This window comes from Pseudoxanthomonas indica (assembly GCF_900167565.1).
Classification (GTDB): Bacteria; Pseudomonadota; Gammaproteobacteria; order Xanthomonadales; family Xanthomonadaceae; genus Pseudoxanthomonas_A; species Pseudoxanthomonas_A indica.
In genome coordinates this window covers 2,236,073-2,257,568 of sequence record NZ_FUZV01000001.1, presented here as the reverse complement: position 1 = coordinate 2,257,568, position 21,496 = coordinate 2,236,073, and the positions used below count along the sequence as shown (strand labels likewise).

The following is a 21,496-nucleotide window of genomic DNA, read 5'->3' as shown; positions in this document are numbered from 1 at the left end:
GCCACCACACGACCTGCAGCGCAGGGCGACACCACCATCATGTTGGGAGAGACACCATGAGTTACCGCAAGACCACACTATCCGCTGCGATCGTGATGTGTCTGGGCGTGGCCGCACAGGCCCACGCGCAGGACAGCGGCGCCGCGGCACCGGCCGCCTCGGGGGAGCAGGCCCAGGAACTGGATCGCGTCGTCGTCACCGGCATCCGCGGCAGCTTGCAGCAGGCGCTGGATACCAAGCGCAATGCCGATGCCATCGTCGACGTGATTACCGCTGAGGACGTCGGCAAGTTCCCGGCCACCAACGTGGCCGAAGCCATGACCATCATCCCGGGCGTGACCATCGACCGGCTGTTCGGCCAGGGCGAAAAGGTCAGCATCCTGGGTACCGATCCGGCGCTCAACCGCACCCTGCTCAATGGCCAGACCGTGGCCTCGGCCGACTGGTTCATCGTCGACCAGCCAGGCCGCACCTTCAACTACTCGCTGCTGGCGCCGCAGATCGTCGGCAAGGTCGAGGTCTACAAGTCGCCGGAAGCCTACATCGACGAAGGTTCGATCGGCGGCACGGTGATCGTCAGCACGCGCAAGCCGCTGGACCAGCAGGAGAACTTCCTGGTGTCCGGGCAGATCAGCTCGCTCTACAACGATCGCGTGCAGGAATTCGATCCGCAAGGATCGGTGATGCTCGGCTGGAAAAACGCCTCCGATACCTTCGGCGTGATCGTCTCGGCGCAGACGTCCACAGAGAACATCCGCCGTGACGGCATCGAGGCTTACGGCACCGTGGCTGCCCGCGATTACCGCGACGGCCAGGGCGGCGGTGGCTCGGTCAACAACGTGCCGATCGACTGGTCGGTCGGGTATCCGGTCCGCAACTGCCTGGAAGCCTGCGCCGCCGAACTGGAAACGGATCTGGACGCACGCGGCCCCAACTCGCTCAGCGCCTCCTACTTCGAGCAGGAACGCAAGCGCGACACCTACTCGGTGGCCCTGCAGTTCAAGCCGACCGAGCACTTCGACATCGAGTTCAACGCCCTGCGCGTGGACGCCAGCTACGACAACATGAACCAGTCGATGTTCGCCTTCATGGGCAACGCCTGGAACAGCCTGATGAAGCTGACCGACGTGACCATCGACGATGGCGTGATCACCAAGGCCTCCTTCAACAACGCGCTGCTGGTGTATGACCTGCAGAATCGCCTGGCCGAAGTGGACACCGACTCCTACGACCTGAAGGCCAAGTTCGACAACGACAAATTCTTCGTCTCCGGCACCCTCGGCACCACCAAGGCCACGGGCGGCACCAGCAAGCAGGTGTTCGGCGAGTTCCTGGCCCGCGCCAACTACTCCTACGACATCAGCGGCGCGCCGCATTTCCCGGGCAAGGTGACTTTCCCCGGCGCCAATCCGTTCACCAATCCCGATGCGTTCCGCATGGACGGCGGCTGGGGTTCGGATCCCAGCAGCCCCTCCACCTGGAACACCGGCTGGGGCGGCAACGTGGTGTTCAAGCCCAATCACGATGAAGAGAAGTACGGCCAGCTCGATTTCGGCATCCGCTTCGATTCGCCGCTCTACCAGCTGCGCTTCGGCGTGAAGCGCCGCGAACACGAGACCGGCCAGGAAATGGGCGGCGTGTCGTTGGCCTCGGTGCAGGGTTACGGCGACGCACCGACTTCGATGTTCAATCCGCGCCAGGTGCCCAGCAACTACCTCAATGGCTTCACCAACGTGGGTGATCTGGGCAACCGCTTCACCATTGACGGCTGGGCGTTGGCCGACTACATCATGAGCGGCGATTGGCTGGCCCCCTGGCAGACCATGCCGGTGCCCAGCACGTTCAACGATCCGTCGTTCGCGGCCAACACCTGGACCATCACCGAAGACGTAAACGCCGCTTACGTGCAGGGCGACTTCAGCTGGGATCGGCTGCGCGGCAACATCGGCGTCCGCTACGTGGAAACCGAGTCCGAAAGCGCCAGCTTCGCCTGCGTCGCCACCGACGTGCCGCCGCCGTGCCCGGCCGACGGCTATGCACCGGTCAGCGTGAAGAAGAAGTACGACAACCTGCTGCCGAACGTGAACCTGGTCTATGACCTGACCGATGAGTGGGTGCTGCGCTTCTCGGCCGCCAAGGTGATGGCGCGTCCGAACTTCGGGCAGATGTCCAGCTACCTGTGGCTGGGTGATCAGACCCTGACCGGCGGCGGCGGCAATCCGGATCTGGATCCGTATCGTTCGACCAACCTGGACTTCTCGGCAGAGTGGTACTTCTCCGAGAACGCGATCCTGGCCGGTACGCTGTTCTACAAGGACATCTCCGACTACGTGCTGGAGACCACCCGCGCCGAAAGCCACTTCAACCAGAGCCAAGGTGCCGAGACGATCTACCAGATCTCGCGTCCGGACAACGCCGGCAACGCCAAGATCAAGGGCTTGTCGCTGGCCTGGCAGTACAACTTCACCGACGCGTTCGGCATGGTGACCAACTACACCTACTCCGACGGCAAGTCCGATACCGGTGATCCGCTGCCGTACAACTCGCAGACCCAGTTCAACGTCAGCCCGTTCTTCGAAACCGACGACTGGACCGCGCGCATCACCTACTCGCACCGCAGCAAGTACTTCACCAACGTGGATCGCGGCGACAACCTCTGGACCCGCGCCTACGACTCGGTGGACGCCTCGGTGGCCTACAACTTCACCGACAACTTCAGCATCGGTCTGGAAGCCATGAACTTGCTGGATGAGGCTTACCACAGCTACGCCACCACCGAGCGTCTGACCCGCGGCGTGTATCGCAGCGGCCGTCGCTATATGGCTTCGCTGCGCTTCCAGTTCTAAGCACTGTTGCACTGGATCGGGAGTCGGCCCGCGCCGGCTCCCGCGTCGCGGCTCCGGCCGTGGCGAGGAGCAGGGAGTGCTCCCCCCGTTCCACTTGCCGCTTTACCGTCAGGTAATGTCTCTCCTCGGGCCCAGGCCTTCTGGGCCCGTATTTTTTTTTGGGGAATGCCGATGTCGTTCGTGTCGCCGCGTGGTTGCCGTCGCCTGCTGATTCTGGTCGCGTCCCTGTTTGCCTTGCCAGCGTTTGCTGCCACGTCCACCCGTCCCGCGGACTCGGCTGCAACTCCTTCACTCATTCCCGCTCCGGCGCAGCTGCAGACGCAGCCGGGGCAGTTCGTGATCACCACCGCCACCGGCCTTCATGCCAAAGGTGACGAGGCACGTGCCGTTGCGCTGCACTTCCAAGCATGGATGCGCGACGCGCTACCGACCCCGTTGGCATTGACCGATAGCGCGGACGCCGGCATCACGTTCGAGATCACGCCGCAGGCCAGCGAAAATCCCGAAGGCTATCGACTGGAAGTCGCCGAGCGCGGCATCCGCGTTGCCGCCAGCGATGCACGCGGCCTGTTCTACGGTGCGGTGACGCTGTGGCAGCTGGCGACCCCTGCCGCCGATGGCGCGCTGCGTATCGGCGCCGTTCGCATCGACGATGCACCACGCTTTGGCTGGCGCGGCTTCATGCTCGATTCGGCCCGGCATTTCTGGAGCGTGGACGAGATCAAGCGCCTGCTCGACGCCATGGCCCTGCATAAGCTCAACACCTTCCACTGGCATCTGACCGATGACCAGGGCTGGCGCATCGAGATCAGGAAGTATCCCAAGCTCACCGACATCGGCAGCTGCCGCACGCCGGCCGGCGATGCAGGGCGCGATGCCTCGGGCAAGCCGGTGAAATACTGCGGCTACTACAGCCAGCAACAGATTCGCGAGGTAGTGGCGTATGCCGCCGAACGCCATATCACCGTAATGCCGGAAATCGATGTCCCCGGTCACGCGCAGGCGGCGATTGCGGCCTATCCGGAACTCGGCGTGCTGGGCACGCGTCCGGAGATTTCCAATCAATGGGGCGTGCACAGCTATCTGTTCAACACCGAGGAAGGCACCTTGCGTTTCCTCGAGGATGTGCTTACCGAGGTGATCGATCTGTTCCCCGGCCGCTACGTGCATGTCGGCGCGGACGAGGCGGTGAAGGACCAATGGCAGGCGTCGGCGCACGTGCAGGCGCGCATGCGCGAGCTCGGCGTGCCTGACGAATTCCACATGCAGAGCCACATCATCAAGCGCCTGGAGAAGTTCCTGGAAGCGCATGACCGCCGTTTGATCGGCTGGGATGAAATCCTCGAAGGCGGCCTGCCGCCGGAAGCCACGGTGATGTCATGGCGCGGCACCGAAGGCGGACTGGAAGCGGCGAAGCAAGGCCACGACGTGGTGATGACGCCCAAGTCGCATCTCTACCTGGATTACCTGCAGACGGGTTCGACCGATGAGCCGCCCGGTCGTCCCGCACAGGTGACCCTTGCGCAGGTGTACGGCTTCGAGCCGGTACCCGCAGCGCTGGATGCGTCCCTGCGCCACCACATCCTCGGCTTGCAGGCCAACCTGTGGACCGAACACACGCGCACCGTCGAGCGCCTGTACCACCATCTCTTCCCGCGCCTGGCGGCGCTGGCCGAAGTGGGCTGGTCGCCGGCGGAGCGCAGGGATTACGCCGATTTCCTGCAGCGCCTGCCCGCGCAGCTGCGGCGTTATCAGGCCCATGGCATCGGCTACGCGCAGACGCCGTTCCAGGTGATCATCGGCGCGCCGAAGTCCGTGGATGGCAAGTCGGCACGGCTTGAGTTGCAGAATCCGCTGGGCTACGCCGTCCACTACTCCATCGATGGCAGCGAGCCCACCGCAAGCTCGCCGCTCTACCAGCAACCCCTGTCGCTGCCGTTGCCCACCACCGTGCGTGCCGCTGCCTTCTTTGATGGCGAGCCGCTGGCTCCGTCCAGCTCGCGCCTGATCGATGCGGCCTCACTGCTGACGCGCCACGATGACGAGCTGGACACCTGCCCGGATGCGGGACGTCTGCTGCTGCGGCTGGAAGATGACGGCCCTCGCGAGGGCGCGCGCGCCCTGTTCAACGTCACCATCTTCAATCCCTGCTGGCGTTGGGCCGATGCGCCGTTGCAGGAAGCGGCAAGCGTGCAGGTCCGCGCTGGCCAGATCCCGTACTACTTCCAGTTGGCTCATGACGAGAAGAATCGCAAGTTCGAAGCCGCTGCCACCGCGCACGGCGAACTGCTGGTTCGCACCGGCGATTGCAAAGGCGAGCCGGTCGCGCGCGTGTCGCTGCCAGCTACACCGGATGCAGACGGATTCATCACCCTGCAGGCCTCGCTGCCCGCCAGCGCGCGCGCTGCGCAGGGGCTGTGCCTGAACTTCAGCGGTGACACCCGGCCGACGATGTGGGTGCTGGATGAGGTGAAGTTGATGCGTGCCGAGTGACGGATTCCGCCTGCTCCACGCACCATGCCGTCGCGTTTCTGTAGGAGGGGCTGACCAGACATGCGTCTGTTGGAAGCCAGCCCCGAAGCTCGTACTGGGTCAGATGGCGGGAATACCCGCGATCTTAAGATTCATCAGGTTCGGGGCTAAAGCCCCTCCTACAGAAACGCGACGGTGGGCGTGGCTCAGCGCTTTGCCTCGGCTCTCAACAGCCAGTCGCGCATCGGGGTGAACCCGGTGGCCAACCCCAACAGCACGCCCACGCTGTTGGCGATCGCATCGGCGGGATCCTGCATGCGATCAGTGGTGAACGCGCCCTGCGCGAACTCCAGTCCCACGCCCATCGCCACCAGGCCCAGGCCCGCCAGCCACTGGCTGCTGCGGCGCAGGAACAGCTGCACCGCGCCACACGCCAGCAGGCCGTAAGACAAGGCATGTTCGAGCTTGTCGGTACCCGACGGCAGATCCGGAAACGGTGGCGGCGGCGTCAGCGACAGGATCACCACGATGGCAATGGACAGCAGCCACAGCCCCAACCACAGCGCCGGGCGCCGGAATGGCTTCAGTCCCGCCAGCATCACAGCCGCCAGGTCAGATCATTGGCCAGGAACGCCGTGCCGAACTCGACATCGCGCGAGAATCCCATCACCTGGAAGCGCTCGCCCATCTCGCTGGGCAGGGTCAGCTTCTTGGCCTCGTTGCGGAAACGCAGTTTGGCTGCTTCATCGGCGCGCTCCTCGATTTCCTGCAGGCGGTCCGGCAGACCGTTGCCCAGCAGGAAGCTGGCCTGATCGCTGTAACCAGCCAGATCAAAGCCCGCGTTGGTGCCGGCTTCGGCCAGTGCGGTGAAGTCGACCGACGCGGTCAGATCCTGCAGACCCGGATGCAGGTACGCGTCGGCATGCAGGTGCTGGCGATAGAAGGCGCGCAAGGTTCCCTGGTCGCGATCCGGCAGGTAGAACTCGCGACGCGGGTAGCCATAGTCGGCAAACAGCATGGCGCCGGACTGCAGGCCACCCATCACCGCCTGGATCCAGTACGGCAGCTGCGGCAGCAACTCGGAACGGTAGCCGTCCGCGAACGGCTGCTCCAGGTAGCGTTCGACATGCCGCACCGCCGCCGCCAGCAAGGCGTCGGCCGGGCGATCCTCGCGGATGAAACTCCCCTGCTCGTCCAGCGCGACGTATTCCTCGAACACCTCGCCATCGCGCAGGGTGAAGCGCGGCGTGGGCAGTGCATCGATCACCTCGTTGGCGAACAGCACGCCATTCCACGGTTCGCCGGGCGGACCATCCAGCCATTCCACCAATTCGAACACCGGCGGCACCAGTCGCCGCGCCAGGCGTTCGCGCTGGCGCTCGCGCAGATCCGCACTCGGCTCCAGGATGGCGTAGCGCGTGGGCAAGGCATCCAGCTCGAGCATCCGCTTGAGCATGATCTCGGCGAAGGCGCCGCTGCCACCGCCAATCTCGAAGAACTCCGCCTGCGGGCCCAACTGCTGCATCACCGGCGCGACCGCCGTGGCCACGCAGGTGGCGAACAGCGGCCCGAGCTCCGGCGCGGTGATGAAATCGCCGGCCTCGCCGAACTTGGTGCTGCCGGCGCTGTAGTAACCGAGCCCGGGCGCGTACAGGCAGCGCTCCATGAAGCGCGAGAACGGCATGCGCCCGCCCTCGGCGCGCATCTCCTGGCGGATCAGGTCGCTCAGGTGCTGGCTATGCGCCAGCGCGTCGTCATCGGGCAAAGGAAGCGGGGCAGCCATGGGGCGGGCAACGTCGGGTGGGGAAGGCCATTGTACGGATCGTCGCCGGAAACCCCGTTCCCGACTGGCACGCCCGGCAAAACTGCCTACAATCGTGGTGCACAGCAGCAACGGACGGATCATGACTTATTGCGTCGGCATCGAAGTGGATCAGGGCCTGGTGTTTGCCGCCGACACGCGCACCAGCGCCTCGTTCGATGATGTGCGGGTGCACCGCAAGATGCACACCTTCGAGTTTCCCGGCGAGCGCGTGTTCGTGTTGCTGTCGGCGGGCAACCTGGCCACCACCCAGCTCACCATCTCCAAGTTGCAGAGCGACGTGGATGACGGCGCGCCACGCAACCTGCGCAGCTTCCGCCACCTCTACCAGGTGGCCGAGTACGTCGGCGAGGTGCTTGTCTCCAGCCAGGCCAGGATCGGCAACGATCCGCAGCACAGCGGCGTGAGCGTGCAGTCCACCTTGATCCTCGGTGGCCAGATCGCCGGCGAGCGACCGGGGCTGTACATGATCTATCCGCTCGGCAACTGCATCGCCGCCTCGCCGGAAACGCCGTACCTGCAGATCGGCGAATCCAAGTACGGCAAGCCGATCCTGGATCGCATCCTGCGCCCGGAGACCTCGCTGGAGAATGCCGCCCGCTGTGCGCTGGTCTCGCTGGACTCGACCATCCGCTCCAACCTGTCGGTGGGCATGCCGATTGATCTGGCGCTGCTGCGCAATGGCGATCTCAAGCTGACCCAGCAGATGCGCCTGGAAGGCGATACACCGCTCTACGCGGAAATCCACGACAGCTGGTCGCAGAAGCTGGAAGCGGCCGTGCACAGCCTGCCGCGTTTTCCGTGGGAACCGGCACGCGCCGAGGACGCCGAGCCGTCGAGCGCGCCACGGCATGCACCACCTCGCAACACCGCGACCCGCCGCGACCCCGGGGATATGCAAGGCCAGCAGTAGTCTGGTTCCATGAAAACAGCAATGAGACCGTGTTCACCACGACGATGCGGCTGACCCGCTCGATAGTCGACAGGCCGCTGGCCCGCGACGCGGCGCGCATTGACTACTACAGCCGCCTGGACAAGCTGCCGGAGGGCAGATTTGCCATCGTCGAGTTTGATTCGCGGCAGGGCAAGGCGCAGGTGACCCGCCTTCAATACCGTAGCCGCAGCCTTGCTACGCGCCAACGATCACTGCGTCGTAGTCACGGCCACCGTAGTACACCCCCAGGATGGACACGACGCTGGCCGGTGTGTCGACCGTGAAGGCGATGATGGTGCGGCCCCGATAGTGGCTGATGCGCAGTCCGGGCAGCAGGTCATCGCGGCGGATGCCACGCAGCGGGAATGTCGCCAAGTTTTCGCAATGGCTGACGATGGCGTCGACGAACGCCGCTGCCGTCGTGGTGGCCTGAGTCCGTGAAATGAAGTCTTCAATGGCCTGCAACTGCGCCGCCACTTCTGGCGCAAACCGAACGGTGAAGCTCACTCGTGCTCATTCCTTGGCGCGGCGCCGAGCTGCCAGTTGCTGTTTGACTTGGGACGCTGAAACACCACGCGTGGGATCCGCTGCCAGCGCCTTGGCGGCCGGTGCAACTTCCTGCTTCAGCCAGGCCTCCACGGCACGATCCCGTGCCAGCAGGGCGCGCAGACCATCGCGTATGACCTCGCTTTCGGTCGCGTATTCGCCGGATGCCACTTTTGCGCGCACGGTATCTGCCATCTCATTCGGTAGGGTGATGCTGAACTGTTGAGTGCTGCGCATGGCCGCGCCCCCAGGGAACAGGATTGAATCCTACTCGTTGGGTGCGGGGTCGGCAACGCCAGCTCAGTCGGCGAAATACCCCGCCGCGATCGCATCGTGCATCGCCCCCAGGTGGACCTGGATTTCATCCATGAAGCTGGCCGGGTCGTGGCTGGCCAACCAGTACGCATCGGCATTGCGGGTCTGGCCGATCACGCGGTTGAGGTGACGATCCACGGCCGGACGCGGTGGCATGGTCGGCAGCACGTTCTGGATGCGGGTCAGGCAGAACTGCACGCTGCGCGGAAACTCGGCGTTCTGCAGCAGGAAGCGCAACGCCAGCTCGGCGGTGACACGCTGGCGCACGTGGCGGCGGTACATCTGGTAGGCCGCCAGTGAACGCAGCACCGCCATCCATTGCAGGTTGCGGAAGGTCTCGCGATCTTCCTCGCTGCGCGGGGTGACCAGCCCGGAAGCGCCGGCATCGATGATGCGGGTGGTCATGTCGGCCTGCTCCAGCGCGGTGCCCAGGCGCAGGAACTGGAAGCCGATGTCGCGGCTGACGTTGGCGCTGAGCAGGCCGGACACCTTCAGGCAGCCATCGACGATGCGGGTGAGGAAGTCGACCCGATAGCGCCGGGTCAGTCCGCGCTCGCCGCTGCTGCCGATGTGCTGGTGCAGATCGTTGATGGCTTCCCACACTTCCGAAGGCAGGGTGTCGCGGATGCCGCGCAGGATCTCGCGCGCCGATTCCACCGAACTGTGCAGCGAGGACGGATTGCGCGGATCCAGCAACAGGAAGCCGACCACCTGGCCATCATCTGCTTCGCCATCATCGGGGTAGTGCTCGGCGAAGCATTCGCTGGCGCCGACGGTATCGATCATCGGCCGCCAGGTGAAGCGCACGCTGCGCGGCAGATCCAGTTGCAGCTGGCTGCCGACGCCGATGAGGCGCGCGGTGTTTTCCGCGCGGCGAAGGTAGCGGCTGAACCAGTAGAGGTTTTCGGCGACGCGCGAAAGCATCAGGCGTCTTCCTCTTCGAGATCGACCACCCAGGTGTCCTTGGCCCCGCCGCCCTGCGAGGAGTTCACCACCAGCGAGCCTTCCGTCATCGCCACCCGCGTCAATCCACCGGTGGTGACGTAGATATCCTCGCGCGACAGCACGAACGGACGCAGATCCAGATGGCGTGGCGACGGACCCTGTGGCGTCACGATCGGCGCGGTGGACAGGGACAGTGTCGGCTGGGCCATGTAGTTGCGCGGATTGGCCAGGATCAGTTCGCGGAACTTTGCGCGTTCCTGCTGGCTGGCGCGCGGTCCGATCAGCATGCCGTAGCCGCCGGATTCGTTGGCGGGCTTGACCACCAGTTGGTCCAGGTGTTCCAGCACGTACTTGCGATCGCGCTTGTCGTGGCAGAGGTAGCTGGGCACGTTGGGCAGGATCGGATCCTGATCCAGGTAGTACTTGATCATCTGCGGCACGTAGGCAAACACCACCTTGTCATCGGCCACGCCGGCGCCCGGTGCATTGGCCAGGGCGACCTTGCCGGCACGCCAGCTGCGCAGCAGTCCGGGCACGCCCAGCATGGAGTCGGGATGGAAGGCTTCCGGATCCAGGTACAGATCATCGATGCGCCGGTAGATCACGTCCACGCGCTGCGGGCCGTACACCGTGCGCATGTAGGTGCAGTCGTCGTCGGACACGAACAGGTCGCTGCCTTCCACCAGTTCGATGCCCATCGCCTGCGCCAGATAGGCATGCTCGAAGTAGGCGCTGTTGAACACGCCCGGCGTGAGCAGCGCGATTACCGGTGAGTCGCCCGGCCGCGGCGACAACGCGGCGAGTGTGTCGTACAGCTGCGCGGGATAGTCATCCACCGGCAGGATCGCGCTGGTCTCGAACAGTTCGGGAAAAACGCGCTTGGCGACCATGCGGTTTTCCAGCATGTACGACACGCCGCTGGGAATGCGCAGGTTGTCTTCCAGCGCATAGAGCGTGCCGTCGCCGTCGCGCACCAGGTCCGAACCGCAGATATGCGCCCACACGCCCAAGGGTGGCTTGATGCCCACGCACTGCGGGCGGAAGTTCACCGACTCTTTCAGCAGCATGGCCGGGAACACCTTGTCCTGCACGATGCGCTGCTCGCCGTAGATGTCGCCGATGAACTGGTTCAGGGCCTGCATGCGTTGTTTCAGCCCGGCCTCGGTGCGCTGCCATTCGCGGCGATCGATGACGCGGGGGATCAAGTCGAACGGCAGCGTGCGGTCAACGTTGCGCCCGTCCGAGTACACGGTGAAGGTGATGCCCTGCGCCTGCGCGATCACATCGGCGGCCAGTTGCCGTTCGGCCAGTTCGCGCGGGTTCAAGCCGGTCAGGCTGTCGATCAGGCGGCGCGCGGCCGGACGCGGTCGACCGTCCGGCTGGATCAGTTCGTCAAAGGTGGTGGTACGGTACTTGGCCCAGTCCATCCGATCCTTCCGCTGGCCCCGCCGCGGCAGGCGACAGGACGTGATGCAATGCAACATGCGCCATGCCGCCGCCGCCCGTCAAGCGTCGACAGCGATCATGACGCCCGCCCTGCCAGGAGATCCGCATGCCCGAGTCCAACCGCGTCGCCTTGATCACCGGCAGCGCCAAACGCGTGGGTGCGGCGATAGCCCGGGCGCTGCATGCGGACGGCTATCGGCTGGCGCTGCACTATCGCCACTCCGGTGAGCAGATGCAGGCCTTGGCCGAAGAACTGGAACAGCAGCGCAAAGGCAGCGTGCTGACCCTGCATGCGGACCTGGCCGAGTTCGATCGCCTGCCCGAGCTGGTCGCGCGCACGGTCGGCCACTACGGCCGGCTCGATGCGCTGGTCAACAACGCCTCGGCCTACTACGCCACGCCGATTGGCCAGGCCACGCCGCAGCAATGGGACGAGTTGTTCGCCTCCAATGCGCGCGCGCCGTTCTTCCTGGCACAGGCGGCGGCGCCGCACCTGAAAGCCAGCCATGGCGCCATCGTCAACATCGCCGACATCTACGCACAGCGCCCGCTCGCCGGCCACACGATCTACTGCATGGCCAAGGCGGCGCTGGTGATGATGACCCAGTCGCTGGCGCGCGAACTGGGGCCGGAAGTTCGAGTCAACGCGATCGCGCCAGGCAACGTGCTGTGGTCGGAGAATCCGATCAAGGCCGAAACCCTGGAGCTGGTGCATTCGCGCACCGCGCTCAAGCGCCAGGGTTCACCGGAAGACATCGTGTCGGCGGTGCGCTGGCTGCTGGATGGCAATGGCTACGTGACCGGGCAGCTGATAGCGGTGGACGGCGGCCGCAGCCTCTTCATCTAGGCGCGTTCGGGCTGCACCTGCGCGGCCAGATCCAGGAACAGGCGATGGGCCAGCTTGGCCGGGTTTTCCCAGCGCAGCGCGCCGGCATCGTCGTACTCGCGGGCCAGATCGATATCGATGGCGCAGGATGCATCGCCCGGCCGGCGACCGAGCTGGTACTCCAGCTGCTTGAGCGCCAGGTTCAAGTCATCGCGCGCCAGCGGCGAGGCCAGCCGCAGGGCCTGGTTGGCATAGACATGCGGATCACCCGGGCTGACGCTGGGTCCGCTGACCACCTCGGAAACCGCGACGATCTGGCCCAGGCTCGACAGGCCGTCACGCGCCTGCGCGACACGCAACGCAGCATCTTCGCGCGCACTGCCCAGCAGCAGCAGGTAATGCGCTGCCTCGCGTTCGCTCATGCGCGGCCGCGCTCGATAATCACGCCCACCGCCACCGCGTTGCGCACCGCGCCCGGCTTGGCCAGGCGCAGGCGCAACCAGGCCACGCCGAATTCTTCCTGCAGGATCGCCGCGCAGCGCTCGGCCAGGGTTTCCACCAGGCCGAACGAGGAGCCTTCGATATAGGCGGTCAGCCGGCGGCTGATGGCGTCGTAGTCCAGCGTATCGGTCACCGCGTCGGTCGCTGCCGGCACGCGGTTGTCGAAGCCCAGTTCCAGATCCAGCCGAAGCGTCTGGCGGATGCGCTTCTCCCAGTCATGGATGCCGATGACGGCATCGGCCTGCAATCCTTCAATGAACACCTTGTCCATGCGCGACGCCGGGGGGAAAGCGTAAAGAGTAATCCAGCGCGCGGCTCAGGCGGCGGCGACGGCGGGCGCCTGCACCTGCGGCAGGGTGGCCATGTCCCAGCGCGGCGTGACCTTGACCTGCGCATCTTCGTGTTGGCCGGCTTCCAGCCGCAGCGCGCCGGCGAAGGCGATCATCGCGCCATTGTCGGTGCACAGCTCCAGCCGCGGGAAACAGACGCGACCGCCGATCCGGCGCTCGGTCATCTCATGCAGGCGTTGGCGCAGGCGTTTGTTGGCGCCCACGCCGCCGGCCACGATCAGGGTGTCGCAACCGGCCGCATCCAGCGCACGCTGGCATTTGATCGCGAGGGTCTCCACCACCGCGTCCTCGAAGCCCCGCGCGATGTCGGCCTTGGTCTGATCGCTCTGGTCGCTGTCGCGCCAGGCCAGCAGCACCTGGGTCTTCAGGCCCGAGAAGCTGAAATCCAGGCCGGGCCGATCGGTCATGGGCCGGGCGAACTTGTAGCGGCCGGGCGTGCCCGCCTCGGCCAGCCGGGCCAGTTGCGGGCCCCCCGGGTATGGCAGGCCCATCAATTTGGCGGTCTTGTCGAAAGCCTCGCCCGCGGCGTCGTCCAGGGTCTCGCCCAGCAGGCGATAGCGGCCGATGGCGTCGACCGCCACCAGCTGGGTGTGCCCGCCGGAGACCAGCAGGGCCACGAACGGCGGCTCCGGCGGGTCGTTTTCAATCAGCGGAGCCAGCAGGTGGCCTTCCATGTGGTGGACGGCCACGGCGGGCACTTCCAGCGCCCACGCCAGCGAGCGGGCCACGCCCGCGCCCACCAGCAGGGCCCCGACCAGGCCCGGGCCGGCCGTATAGGCCACCCCGTCCAGGTCGCGGATGTCCAGCCCGGCCTCGGCCAAGGTCTGGCGAATCAGCGGCAGCAGCTTGCGCACGTGGTCGCGGCTGGCCAGTTCCGGCACCACCCCGCCATACTGGGCGTGCAGGTCGATCTGGCTGTACACCGCATGGGCCAGCAACCCGTCGGCACCCGCCCGGGCCGTGTCATAGACGGCTACGCCGGTCTCGTCGCAGCTGGTTTCGATACCAAGAACCTTCATGCCGGCTATGTTGCACCTTTCCGCCGCTCATCGCTATAATGCGCGGCTCACCCGGTAGGCCGGGCCGTTTACCCTATAGAGATTACGTATGCCCAGCGTCAAAGTCCGCGAAAACGAGCCGTTTGAGTTTGCGTTGCGTCGCTTCAAGCGCACCTGCGAAAAGGCCGGCGTGCTGGCTGAAACCCGCAAGCGCGAGTTCTACGAAAAGCCGACCCAGGAACGCAAGCGCAAGGCCGCTGCTGCGGTGAAGCGTCAGCTGCGTCGTTCGTCGCGCGACGTCACCAAGCGCCAGCGCCTGTACTGAGCGACGGCGCTTCGCCAAAAGCCGGCACGCGCGAGCGTGGCCGGCTTTTTGTGTTTCTAGATCCCCCGTTTTCACGCATCTGATTCCGGCCGCCGCGCCTCCCTGCGGTCGCCGCCACTGAAAGGAATGAAGCTATGTCCCTGAAGCAGCAGCTCACCGACGACATGAAAGCGGCCATGAAGGCCGGCGACAAGGATTCCCTGGGCGTCATCCGCCTCATCAACGCCGCCATCAAGCAGCGCGAAGTGGACGAGCGCGTCGAGCTGGACGACGCCGCCGTGCTGGCCGTGCTGGAAAAGATGGTCAAGCAGCGCAAGGACTCGGTCACCCAGTTCGAAGCCGCCGGCCGTGAAGACCTGGCCGTGATCGAGCGTGCCGAAATCGTGGTCATCGAGCGCTACCTGCCGGCCAAGTTGGGCGAGGCCGAAGTGCTGGCCGCCATCGACGCGGCCATTGCCGAGACCGGCGCCGCCGGCCCGGCCGACATGGGCAAGCTGATGGCCGTGCTCAAGCCGCGCCTGGCCGGCCAGGCCGACATGGGCCAGGTCTCGGCGCTGGTGAAGCAGCGCTTCGCCAAGTAAGGCCGGCATGACCGCCGCCGCTCCCTCGCTGCAGCTGCGTCCGGCCACCCGCGCGGATGTGCCGCAGATCCTGGCCTTCATCCGCGAACTGGCCGACTACGAGCGGTTGAGCCACGAGGCGGTGGCCACCGAAGCCGGCCTGGCGGCGCAGCTGTTCGGCGAGCGGCCACCGGCCGAGGTGGTGATGGCCGAAGTGGAGGGTGAACCCGCCGGGTTCGCCCTGTTCTTCGTCAACTTCTCCACCTTCCTCGGCCTGCCCGGGCTGTACCTGGAAGATCTGTTCGTGCGCCCGGCCTTTCGCGGGCTGGGCCTGGGCCGTGCGCTGATGGTGCATCTGGCGCAGCTGGCGGTGGCGCGCGGCTATGGTCGTTTTGAATGGTCGGTGCTGGACTGGAACGCACCGGCCATTGGCTTCTACCGCACGCTCGGCGCGGTGGGCCAGGACGAATGGACCGTGCAGCGCCTCACCGGCGATGCCTTGCAGGCATTGGCGCAAAGCGGGCGCTGATCGCCACGGCGCGTATCGCGCGCGCGCCCGCACCCTCACGGCACGACGACAGCCCTCTGGCAAGCTGGTCCCGTCTCGGTCCGAGTCGATGTCCGGATGAAGCCGCACAGCGTGCGCGATCGCCTGCTCCATTGGTCCCAACACCTGCAGCGCAGTCTGCCGGCGGCGCTGATCCAGCGCTTCATCGAAATCGACGTGATGGCGCAGGCCGCGGCGCTGGCCTTCTACGCCCTGCTGTCGCTGGCGCCCTTGCTGGTGTTGCTGCTGTGGCTGACCACCTCGCTGTATCCCAGCGCGCAGGACGCGCTGATGCGGCAGGTAGCCGAACTGGCCGGCCGCGAAGCCGCGACGATTGCCGAAACCATCGTGCAGAACGCCAAGAACCGCCCGAGCATCGGTTCGATTGCCGGGATCTGGAGCACCTTGCTGTTGTTCATCGGCGCCACCGCCGTCTTCAGCCAGCTGCAGGCCGCGCTCAACATGATCTTCCGTACCGAAGTCGAACGCCTGGACGGCATCGGCGCCTGGCTGCGCAAGCGTATTTTCTCCTTCGGCGTGGTGCTGGCGCTGGGCTTCCTGCTGCTGGTCTCGATGACCCTCAATACCGCCTTGCAGGTGGTGTTCGCGCGCGTGCCCTCGCTGTTGCCGGCGTTGGGCAACACGGCCTCGCTGACCCTCTACATCTTCGCCTTCGCCCTGCTCTACCACTACCTGCCCGACCGGCGCGTGGTCTGGCGGCAGGCGTTCCTGGGGGCGTTGTTGACCTCGGCGATGTTCGTCGCCGGCCGTTGGCTGATTGGCCTGTACATCGCCCAGGCTGCTCCCGGCAGCGCCTACGGCTCGATGGGCACGCTGGTGATCCTGCTGGTGTGGATGTACTACGCCACCGTGGTGTTTTTCACCGGCGCACTGCTGACCGCGGTCATCGACGAACGCTGGCAGGCCCGGCGCAAGCTTCGCCACGGCACGCCCACACCGCCTGCCGCCTGACCCCGGCGCGCGGGCGTGGCATCCTAGTCGGCCATGGCCCGCATCCCTGACGCCTTCATCGACGAACTGCTCGCCCGGACGGATATCGTCGAGGTGGTGGGCGCGCGCGTGCCGCTGAAACGGCAGGGCAAGGAATACTCGGCCTGCTGTCCGTTCCATGACGAACGCTCGCCCTCGTTCACGGTCTCGCCGACCAAGCAGTTCTACCACTGCTTCGGCTGCGGCGCGCACGGCACCGCGCTGTCGTTCCTGATGAATTACGACCGCCTGGAATTCCTCGACGCGGTCGAGGAACTGGCGCGCCGCAACGGCATGGACGTGCCGCGCGAAACCCAGCAGCGCAACGAGAACAACGACACCCGCGATCTGTTCAGTGCGCTGGAAGCCTCCGCGCGATTCTTCCAGCGCCAGCTCGAAGGTAGCGAGAAGGCGCGCACCTACCTGGACGGCCGCGGCGTGGATGCGGAGACCCGTTCGCAGTTCCTGATCGGCTATGCGCCCGATGGCTTTTCCGCACTCAAGGATGCGCTGGGCACGGACGAGCGCCGACTCAAGCTGCTCGATCGCGCCGGCATGCTGTCCAAGAATGATCGCGGCCACACCTACGACAAGTTCCGCGACCGGGTGATGTTCCCGATCCACGATCGGCGTGGCCGGGTGATCGCCTTTGGCGGCCGCGTGCTGCAGAAGGACGACGGCCCCAAGTACCTCAACTCGCCCGAGACCGCGCTGTTCCACAAGGGCCGCGAACTGTACGGGCTGTGGCAGGTACGCCAGGCCAACCAGAAGATCACGCGCCTGATCGTGGTCGAGGGCTACATGGACGTGGTCTCGCTGTTCCAGTTCGGGGTCAAGCAGGCGGTGGCCACGCTGGGCACGGCGACCACGCCCGAACATGCCGAGCTGCTGTTCCGCAACGCGCCGGACGTGTACTTCTGCTTCGATGGCGACGCCGCTGGCCAGCGTGCCGGCTGGCGTGCGCTGGAGTCGGTGCTGCCGCGCATGAAGGATGGTCGCCAGGCCTACTTCCTGTTCCTGCCCGATGGCGAGGATCCGGACACCATCGTGCGCCAGGAAGGCGCGGCCGGCGTCGATGCCCGCCTGCAGCAGGCCACGCCGCTGTCGGAATTCTTCTTCAACGAACTGGGCAAGGACATCAAGCTCAGCACGCTGGATGGCAAGGCGCGGCTGGCCGAACGTGCCAAGCCGCTGCTGGCGCAGATTCCCGATGGCGCCTTTGCCGATCTGATGCGCCAGCGTCTGGTCGAGATTACCGGCGTGGGTGCGAGCCAGGCCCCACCGCCGCCCGCGCCCATGCGGGCCAGTACCAGCGCGCGGCGTCCGGCCGCAGCCGGCCATGCCAAGCCCAGCCTGGTGCGCAGCGCCATCGTGCGCCTGCTGCACCAACCGGCGATGGCGTTGGCGGTGGAGCCGCCGTATGTGTTCGCCGGCCTGCGCCAACCTGGCGTGGAGTTGCTGGAAGAACTGATCGACATCGTGCACGCGCGCCCGGACATCACCACCGGCGCCCTGCTGGAACATTTCGCCGAGCGCGAAGAGCAGGCGGCGCTGCAGAAACTGGCCATGCAGGATCTGCCGGGCGAGGAAGCGACCTGGCGTACCGAGTTGTTGGATGCCGTGCAGCAGATGGAGAAGCAACTGCTGCAGCAACGCATCGAGGGGCTGCAGGCCAAGCAGCGCGAGACGGGCCTGGACGAAGCCGACAAGTACGAACTGCGCGCCCTGTTGCAGGCGCGCGTCACCCGCTGAAGGAGGTCGCCATGAAGCTGCACCGAGCCATTTGCACGTTCTCCCTGTTCCTGTTGCTACTGGCAGCGCCCGCGTGGGCCGGTGATTTCAGCGAACCGCGCCCGGGCCTGCATACCGGTGGCCAGCCGAGCGAGGCACGCCTGGAAGATTTCGCCGGGCAAGGCGTCAAGACCGTGATCGATCTGCGCGGCGAAGGCGAGGATCGCGGTTACGACGAAGTCGCCGCGACGAAGCGCCTGGGCCTGCGCTACGAGCGCCTGCCAATCGAGGGCGCCGAGGATCTGACCCCGGCCAATGCGGCACGCCTCAAGCAGTTGCTGGAAAGCGGTGGCAACCAGGTACTGCTCCACTGCGCCTCCGGCAATCGCGTCGGCGCCCTGCTGGCGCTGATGGCCCAGCAGGAAGAAGGCGCGACCCGCGAGCAGGCACTGGAACTGGGCAGGCAGGCGGGCATGAAGTCGCTGACGCCGGTGGTGGAAGAAAAGCTGCAACCCTGAGCCTGAAGCCATCCGGTTTGACTTCGACCTTCCAACATTGTCACAAGATGACCGGAGTGAAATCTGGCGTCAACTTCTGGATCACGCGGGAATATCGGCGCACTCGGTGAACTTCGCATAGGCGCTCTTGTATTTGAAGGTGCATTCGTTTGAATAGGACACTTCTTATTCATCATGGATGCTCCAGACGCTCATCTACCGCGTGCCGCGTACTGCGGCGCAGCTGGAAGATGAAGACATGATCGAATTGAACGAAGACGAATTGGCATTAGTCTCAGGCGGAGGTCTCTTGGGGGTGTCGGGAGAGACATGGGGGTGTGCAATCGGCGGCGCGATCGGCGCTCGTGGGGGGCCTTGGGGCAGTGCAGCAGGATGCATTGCCGGTGCCGCTATCGCGAACTGGGCCTCATCGCCCTACGATGGAGGCATGTCTATCCGCAGCCCTGCAGGCAGTCGCTCGATTGTCCGGTACCTGTATCAGTAACCTTAGAGGGGCCGGGTGACCGGCCCCTCGGCGCGCATGACCTACTTTCTACGCTCTCTTACCATCATCGCTTTCGTACTGCTCGCATCCGTTGCGTTCCCAAGGGCGCTGCTTGGCAGCCTGTACATCCCAATGCTGGCCACTGTCTCACTACTTGCCTATTTGCTGGCGAACTACATTTTTCGTCACAAAGAATAGGCGGTCTTCCGGAACATGGACGTATACCTGCAATCAGAAGCTTCTGAGTGCGGCCTCGCTTGCTTGGCCATGATTGCTTCGTACCATGGCGACTCCCGTGGCCTGCGGGCTCTGCGCGGTAGCCATTCGGTCTCCCAAAAGGGCGCAACACTATTACGGCTTATCGAGATCGCGGGAGATCTTGGATTGCGTGCCCGTGCTCTGCGAGTGGAGTTGAACGACGTGGGCAAGTTGGAGCTGCCCTGCCTTCTCCATTGGGAGCTCAACCACTTTGTGGTACTCAAGGCCGTACGACGTAATCGCTTGACGATTGTGGACCCTGCCGTCGGAACCATGCAGTTCACGTGGGCAGAATTCTCGCGCAAGTTCAGTGGAATTGCGTTAGAGCTAGCGCCACAAGGCAACTTCCAGCCTACTGCCAAGCCACCTACCATTTCGCTCCGTCAACTTGGCGGAGATATCCACAACCTCAAGCGTTCCCTCGGTTTTGTGCTGGCCCTATCGATGGCACTGCAAGTGTTTGTGATGCTCGCGCCGTTTCACTTGCAATGGATTGTTGACCATGCGCTTATTCTAGCTGACCGAGACCTAGTGACCCTCCTTGGCCTGGGCTTCCTGGCCATCTTCATCCTTCAGGTTGGCATTGGTTTCCTGCGCGCCTGGACAGTTATGCACCTATCCAGCCAAGTTGGAATGCAATGGCTGTGCAACCTGAGTAGTCACCTGTTTCGATTGCCGCTTGCATTCTTTGAGAAGCGGCATCTCGGAGACGTCGCCTCACGATTCTCGTCAGTCCAGAGCATCCAACGCGCCGTAACCACTTCCTTGGTCGAAGCCATCGTCGACGGGGCGATGGCAATCCTGACCATTGCGCTGATGCTGCTGTACTCGTGGAAGTTGGCATTGGTTTCACTTGTCGCCACGACTGGTTACATGGCGCTACGAGCATTGAGCTTCCACCCATTACGCCATGGAACGGAAGCGCAACTGATGATGAGGGCAAGACAAGATAGCCATCTGTTGGAGACTCTTCGAGGGATGCAATCCATCAAGGTGTCTGGCTCGGAGCCTCTTCGACTAGCGGCGTTCCAGAATCTCATCGTGCGCACAGTCGATCGGGATGTTTCTCTGGCACGACTTGGCCTGCTCTTCTCATGCAGTAGCCAGATAATATTTGGTCTGGAACGGCTTACCGTCATATGGCTTGGTGCCATACTGACACTTGAGAATATCTTCTCGGTAGGGATGTTGATCGCCTACATGGCATACCGCGACCAGTTCTCAAGCCGCATCTCCAGCCTGATTGACAAGGGCGTTGAATTTCGCATGCTGGGTTTACATGGCGAGCGCCTGGCCGACATCGCGCTCACCGCTCCCCAGCCGGTCGTCGGCGAAGCCAAGATTCTGACGGCGGGGAATGCATCCCTCAGCGTAGCCAACCTGTCCTTTCGATATGCACCGCATGAGCCGTGGATTCTGCACGACTGCAGCTTTGAAGTGGCTGATGGCGAGTCAATAGCAATTGTAGGTCCGTCTGGGTGTGGCAAGAGCACCTTGCTGAAATTGCTCCTGGGCCTTTTGGATCCGGACAAAGGCGTCATTCGAATTGGTGGTCAGGGCTTAGACGCCAAGCATCATCGTTCCTATCGACAACAAGTGGGTGCGGTCATGCAGGATGACGTACTCTTCGCCGGGAGCGTGGCCGAGAACATTGCCCTGGGCCATGAGGTCGTCGACCCTGTGCGTGTTGAACGCGCGGCTAGGCTTGCCGCAATCCATGACGATGTGCTGGCCATGCCCATGGGCTATCGGACTTTGGCTGGTGACATGGGCTCGGCCTTTTCGGGTGGACAGAAGCAACGGATTCTCTTAGCGCGTGCTCTGTACTGTGAACCACACATTCTGTTCCTGGACGAAGCTTCCAGTCATCTGGATGTGACCTGCGAACGTAAGGTCAATCTGGCCATTGGTCGCCTGCCGTTGACTCGAATTGTTGTTGCGCATCGCCCGGAGACTATTGCCAGCGCTGACCGAATACTGGTCATGGAAGCTGGGCGTATTGTTCGAGAGCACAAACGAGAATGCGCAGAAGTAGATCTACCGTCCTTCGGTGAAGCATGCTCGTAGCGCGCGGTCTCTTTC

General features: G+C 64.6%; 20 protein-coding genes. 11 read left to right on the top strand and 9 right to left on the bottom strand.

Annotated elements, in window-relative coordinates:
* Positions 1-56: 56 nt before the first annotated feature.
* The gene (locus B5X78_RS10350; protein WP_079724306.1) at positions 57-2,846 is read left to right on the top strand and encodes a TonB-dependent receptor; all 2,790 of its coding nucleotides are present in this window, start codon (positions 57-59) and stop codon (positions 2,844-2,846) included.
* A gap of 171 nt (positions 2,847-3,017) precedes the next feature.
* Entirely contained in the window at positions 3,018-5,339 is a 2,322-nt protein-coding gene (locus B5X78_RS10345; RefSeq protein WP_079724305.1) for a beta-N-acetylhexosaminidase, read from the top strand.
* Between the two features lie 185 nt (positions 5,340-5,524).
* On the opposite strand, the gene B5X78_RS10340 is transcribed toward B5X78_RS10345, so the two are convergent.
* Together B5X78_RS10340 and B5X78_RS10335 are read right to left on the bottom strand one after the other, a co-directional pair.
* On the bottom strand, positions 5,525-5,917 hold the full coding sequence (locus B5X78_RS10340) for a VanZ family protein (RefSeq protein WP_079724304.1): 393 nt from the start codon (positions 5,915-5,917) through the stop codon (positions 5,525-5,527).
* A complete protein-coding gene (locus B5X78_RS10335; protein WP_079724303.1) occupies positions 5,917-7,101 on the bottom strand; it encodes a class I SAM-dependent methyltransferase in 1,185 nt (394 codons plus the stop codon). Before B5X78_RS10335 ends, B5X78_RS10340 begins: the two co-directional genes overlap by 1 nt.
* Before the next feature lie 121 nt (positions 7,102-7,222).
* Here B5X78_RS10335 and B5X78_RS10330 point away from each other — a divergent pair, with 121 nt between their 5' ends.
* Positions 7,223-8,053: a proteasome-type protease gene (locus tag B5X78_RS10330; RefSeq protein WP_079724509.1), complete on the top strand. Its 831-nt coding sequence runs from the start codon at positions 7,223-7,225 to the stop codon at positions 8,051-8,053.
* 216 nt (positions 8,054-8,269) lie between these two features.
* Here B5X78_RS10330 and B5X78_RS10325 read toward each other — a convergent pair whose 3' ends face one another.
* From B5X78_RS10325 to B5X78_RS10310, 4 genes are all read right to left on the bottom strand, one after another.
* Positions 8,270-8,581, bottom strand: a complete 312-nt coding sequence (locus B5X78_RS10325) for a type II toxin-antitoxin system RelE/ParE family toxin (RefSeq protein ID WP_079724302.1) — start codon at positions 8,579-8,581, stop codon at positions 8,270-8,272.
* A gap of 6 nt (positions 8,582-8,587) precedes the next feature.
* A complete protein-coding gene (locus B5X78_RS10320) occupies positions 8,588-8,857 on the bottom strand; it encodes a ribbon-helix-helix domain-containing protein (protein ID WP_079724301.1) in 270 nt (89 codons plus the stop codon).
* Between the two features lie 63 nt (positions 8,858-8,920).
* Positions 8,921-9,859 (bottom strand): alpha-E domain-containing protein, encoded by a 939-nt coding sequence (locus B5X78_RS10315; protein ID WP_079724300.1) that lies wholly within the window; start codon positions 9,857-9,859, stop codon positions 8,921-8,923.
* Positions 9,859-11,307 (bottom strand): circularly permuted type 2 ATP-grasp protein, encoded by a 1,449-nt coding sequence (locus B5X78_RS10310; RefSeq protein ID WP_079724508.1) that lies wholly within the window; start codon positions 11,305-11,307, stop codon positions 9,859-9,861. Before B5X78_RS10310 ends, B5X78_RS10315 begins: the two co-directional genes overlap by 1 nt.
* A 125-nt stretch (positions 11,308-11,432) precedes the next feature.
* Here B5X78_RS10310 and B5X78_RS10305 point away from each other — a divergent pair, with 125 nt between their 5' ends.
* Positions 11,433-12,173 (top strand): pteridine reductase, encoded by a 741-nt coding sequence (locus B5X78_RS10305; protein WP_079724299.1) that lies wholly within the window; start codon positions 11,433-11,435, stop codon positions 12,171-12,173.
* Here B5X78_RS10305 and B5X78_RS10300 read toward each other — a convergent pair.
* From B5X78_RS10300 to tsaD, 3 genes are read right to left on the bottom strand one after another with little or no spacing between them, the layout of a single operon-like run.
* Positions 12,170-12,574: a 2-amino-4-hydroxy-6-hydroxymethyldihydropteridine diphosphokinase gene (locus B5X78_RS10300; protein ID WP_079724298.1), complete on the bottom strand. Its 405-nt coding sequence runs from the start codon at positions 12,572-12,574 to the stop codon at positions 12,170-12,172. The two genes, B5X78_RS10305 and B5X78_RS10300, sit on opposite strands and share 4 nt — an antisense overlap.
* On the bottom strand, positions 12,571-12,924 hold the full coding sequence (gene folB, locus B5X78_RS10295) for a dihydroneopterin aldolase (protein ID WP_079724297.1): 354 nt from the start codon (positions 12,922-12,924) through the stop codon (positions 12,571-12,573). The genes B5X78_RS10300 and folB overlap by 4 nt, the downstream gene beginning before the upstream one ends.
* A gap of 45 nt (positions 12,925-12,969) precedes the next feature.
* Positions 12,970-14,022: a tRNA (adenosine(37)-N6)-threonylcarbamoyltransferase complex transferase subunit TsaD gene (gene tsaD, locus B5X78_RS10290; protein ID WP_079724296.1), complete on the bottom strand. Its 1,053-nt coding sequence runs from the start codon at positions 14,020-14,022 to the stop codon at positions 12,970-12,972.
* Positions 14,023-14,110: 88 nt separating this feature from the next.
* On the opposite strand from tsaD, the gene rpsU reads away from it, so the two are divergent.
* From rpsU to B5X78_RS10250, 7 genes are all read left to right on the top strand, one after another.
* Entirely contained in the window at positions 14,111-14,326 is a 216-nt protein-coding gene (gene rpsU / locus B5X78_RS10285) for a 30S ribosomal protein S21 (RefSeq protein WP_002808376.1), read from the top strand.
* 134 nt (positions 14,327-14,460) lie between these two features.
* Positions 14,461-14,907: a GatB/YqeY domain-containing protein gene (locus tag B5X78_RS10280; RefSeq protein ID WP_079724295.1), complete on the top strand. Its 447-nt coding sequence runs from the start codon at positions 14,461-14,463 to the stop codon at positions 14,905-14,907.
* 7 nt (positions 14,908-14,914) lie between these two features.
* On the top strand, positions 14,915-15,415 hold the full coding sequence (locus tag B5X78_RS10275) for a GNAT family N-acetyltransferase (RefSeq protein ID WP_079724294.1): 501 nt from the start codon (positions 14,915-14,917) through the stop codon (positions 15,413-15,415).
* A gap of 96 nt (positions 15,416-15,511) precedes the next feature.
* Positions 15,512-16,405 carry a YihY/virulence factor BrkB family protein gene (locus B5X78_RS10270; RefSeq protein WP_079724293.1) on the top strand — a complete coding sequence of 298 codons (894 nt, stop codon included), beginning with the start codon at positions 15,512-15,514 and terminating at the stop codon, positions 16,403-16,405.
* A 33-nt stretch (positions 16,406-16,438) separates the two neighbouring features.
* Positions 16,439-18,175: a DNA primase gene (gene dnaG / locus B5X78_RS10265; protein ID WP_079724292.1), complete on the top strand. Its 1,737-nt coding sequence runs from the start codon at positions 16,439-16,441 to the stop codon at positions 18,173-18,175.
* A gap of 11 nt (positions 18,176-18,186) precedes the next feature.
* Complete coding sequence (locus tag B5X78_RS10260; protein ID WP_079724291.1) at positions 18,187-18,672, top strand: protein tyrosine phosphatase family protein; 486 nt, start codon at positions 18,187-18,189, stop codon at positions 18,670-18,672.
* 697 nt (positions 18,673-19,369) lie between these two features.
* Positions 19,370-21,481, top strand: coding sequence for a peptidase domain-containing ABC transporter (locus tag B5X78_RS10250; RefSeq protein ID WP_079724289.1), 2,112 nt, complete (start codon positions 19,370-19,372; stop codon positions 21,479-21,481).
* Positions 21,482-21,496 lie beyond the last annotated feature (15 nt).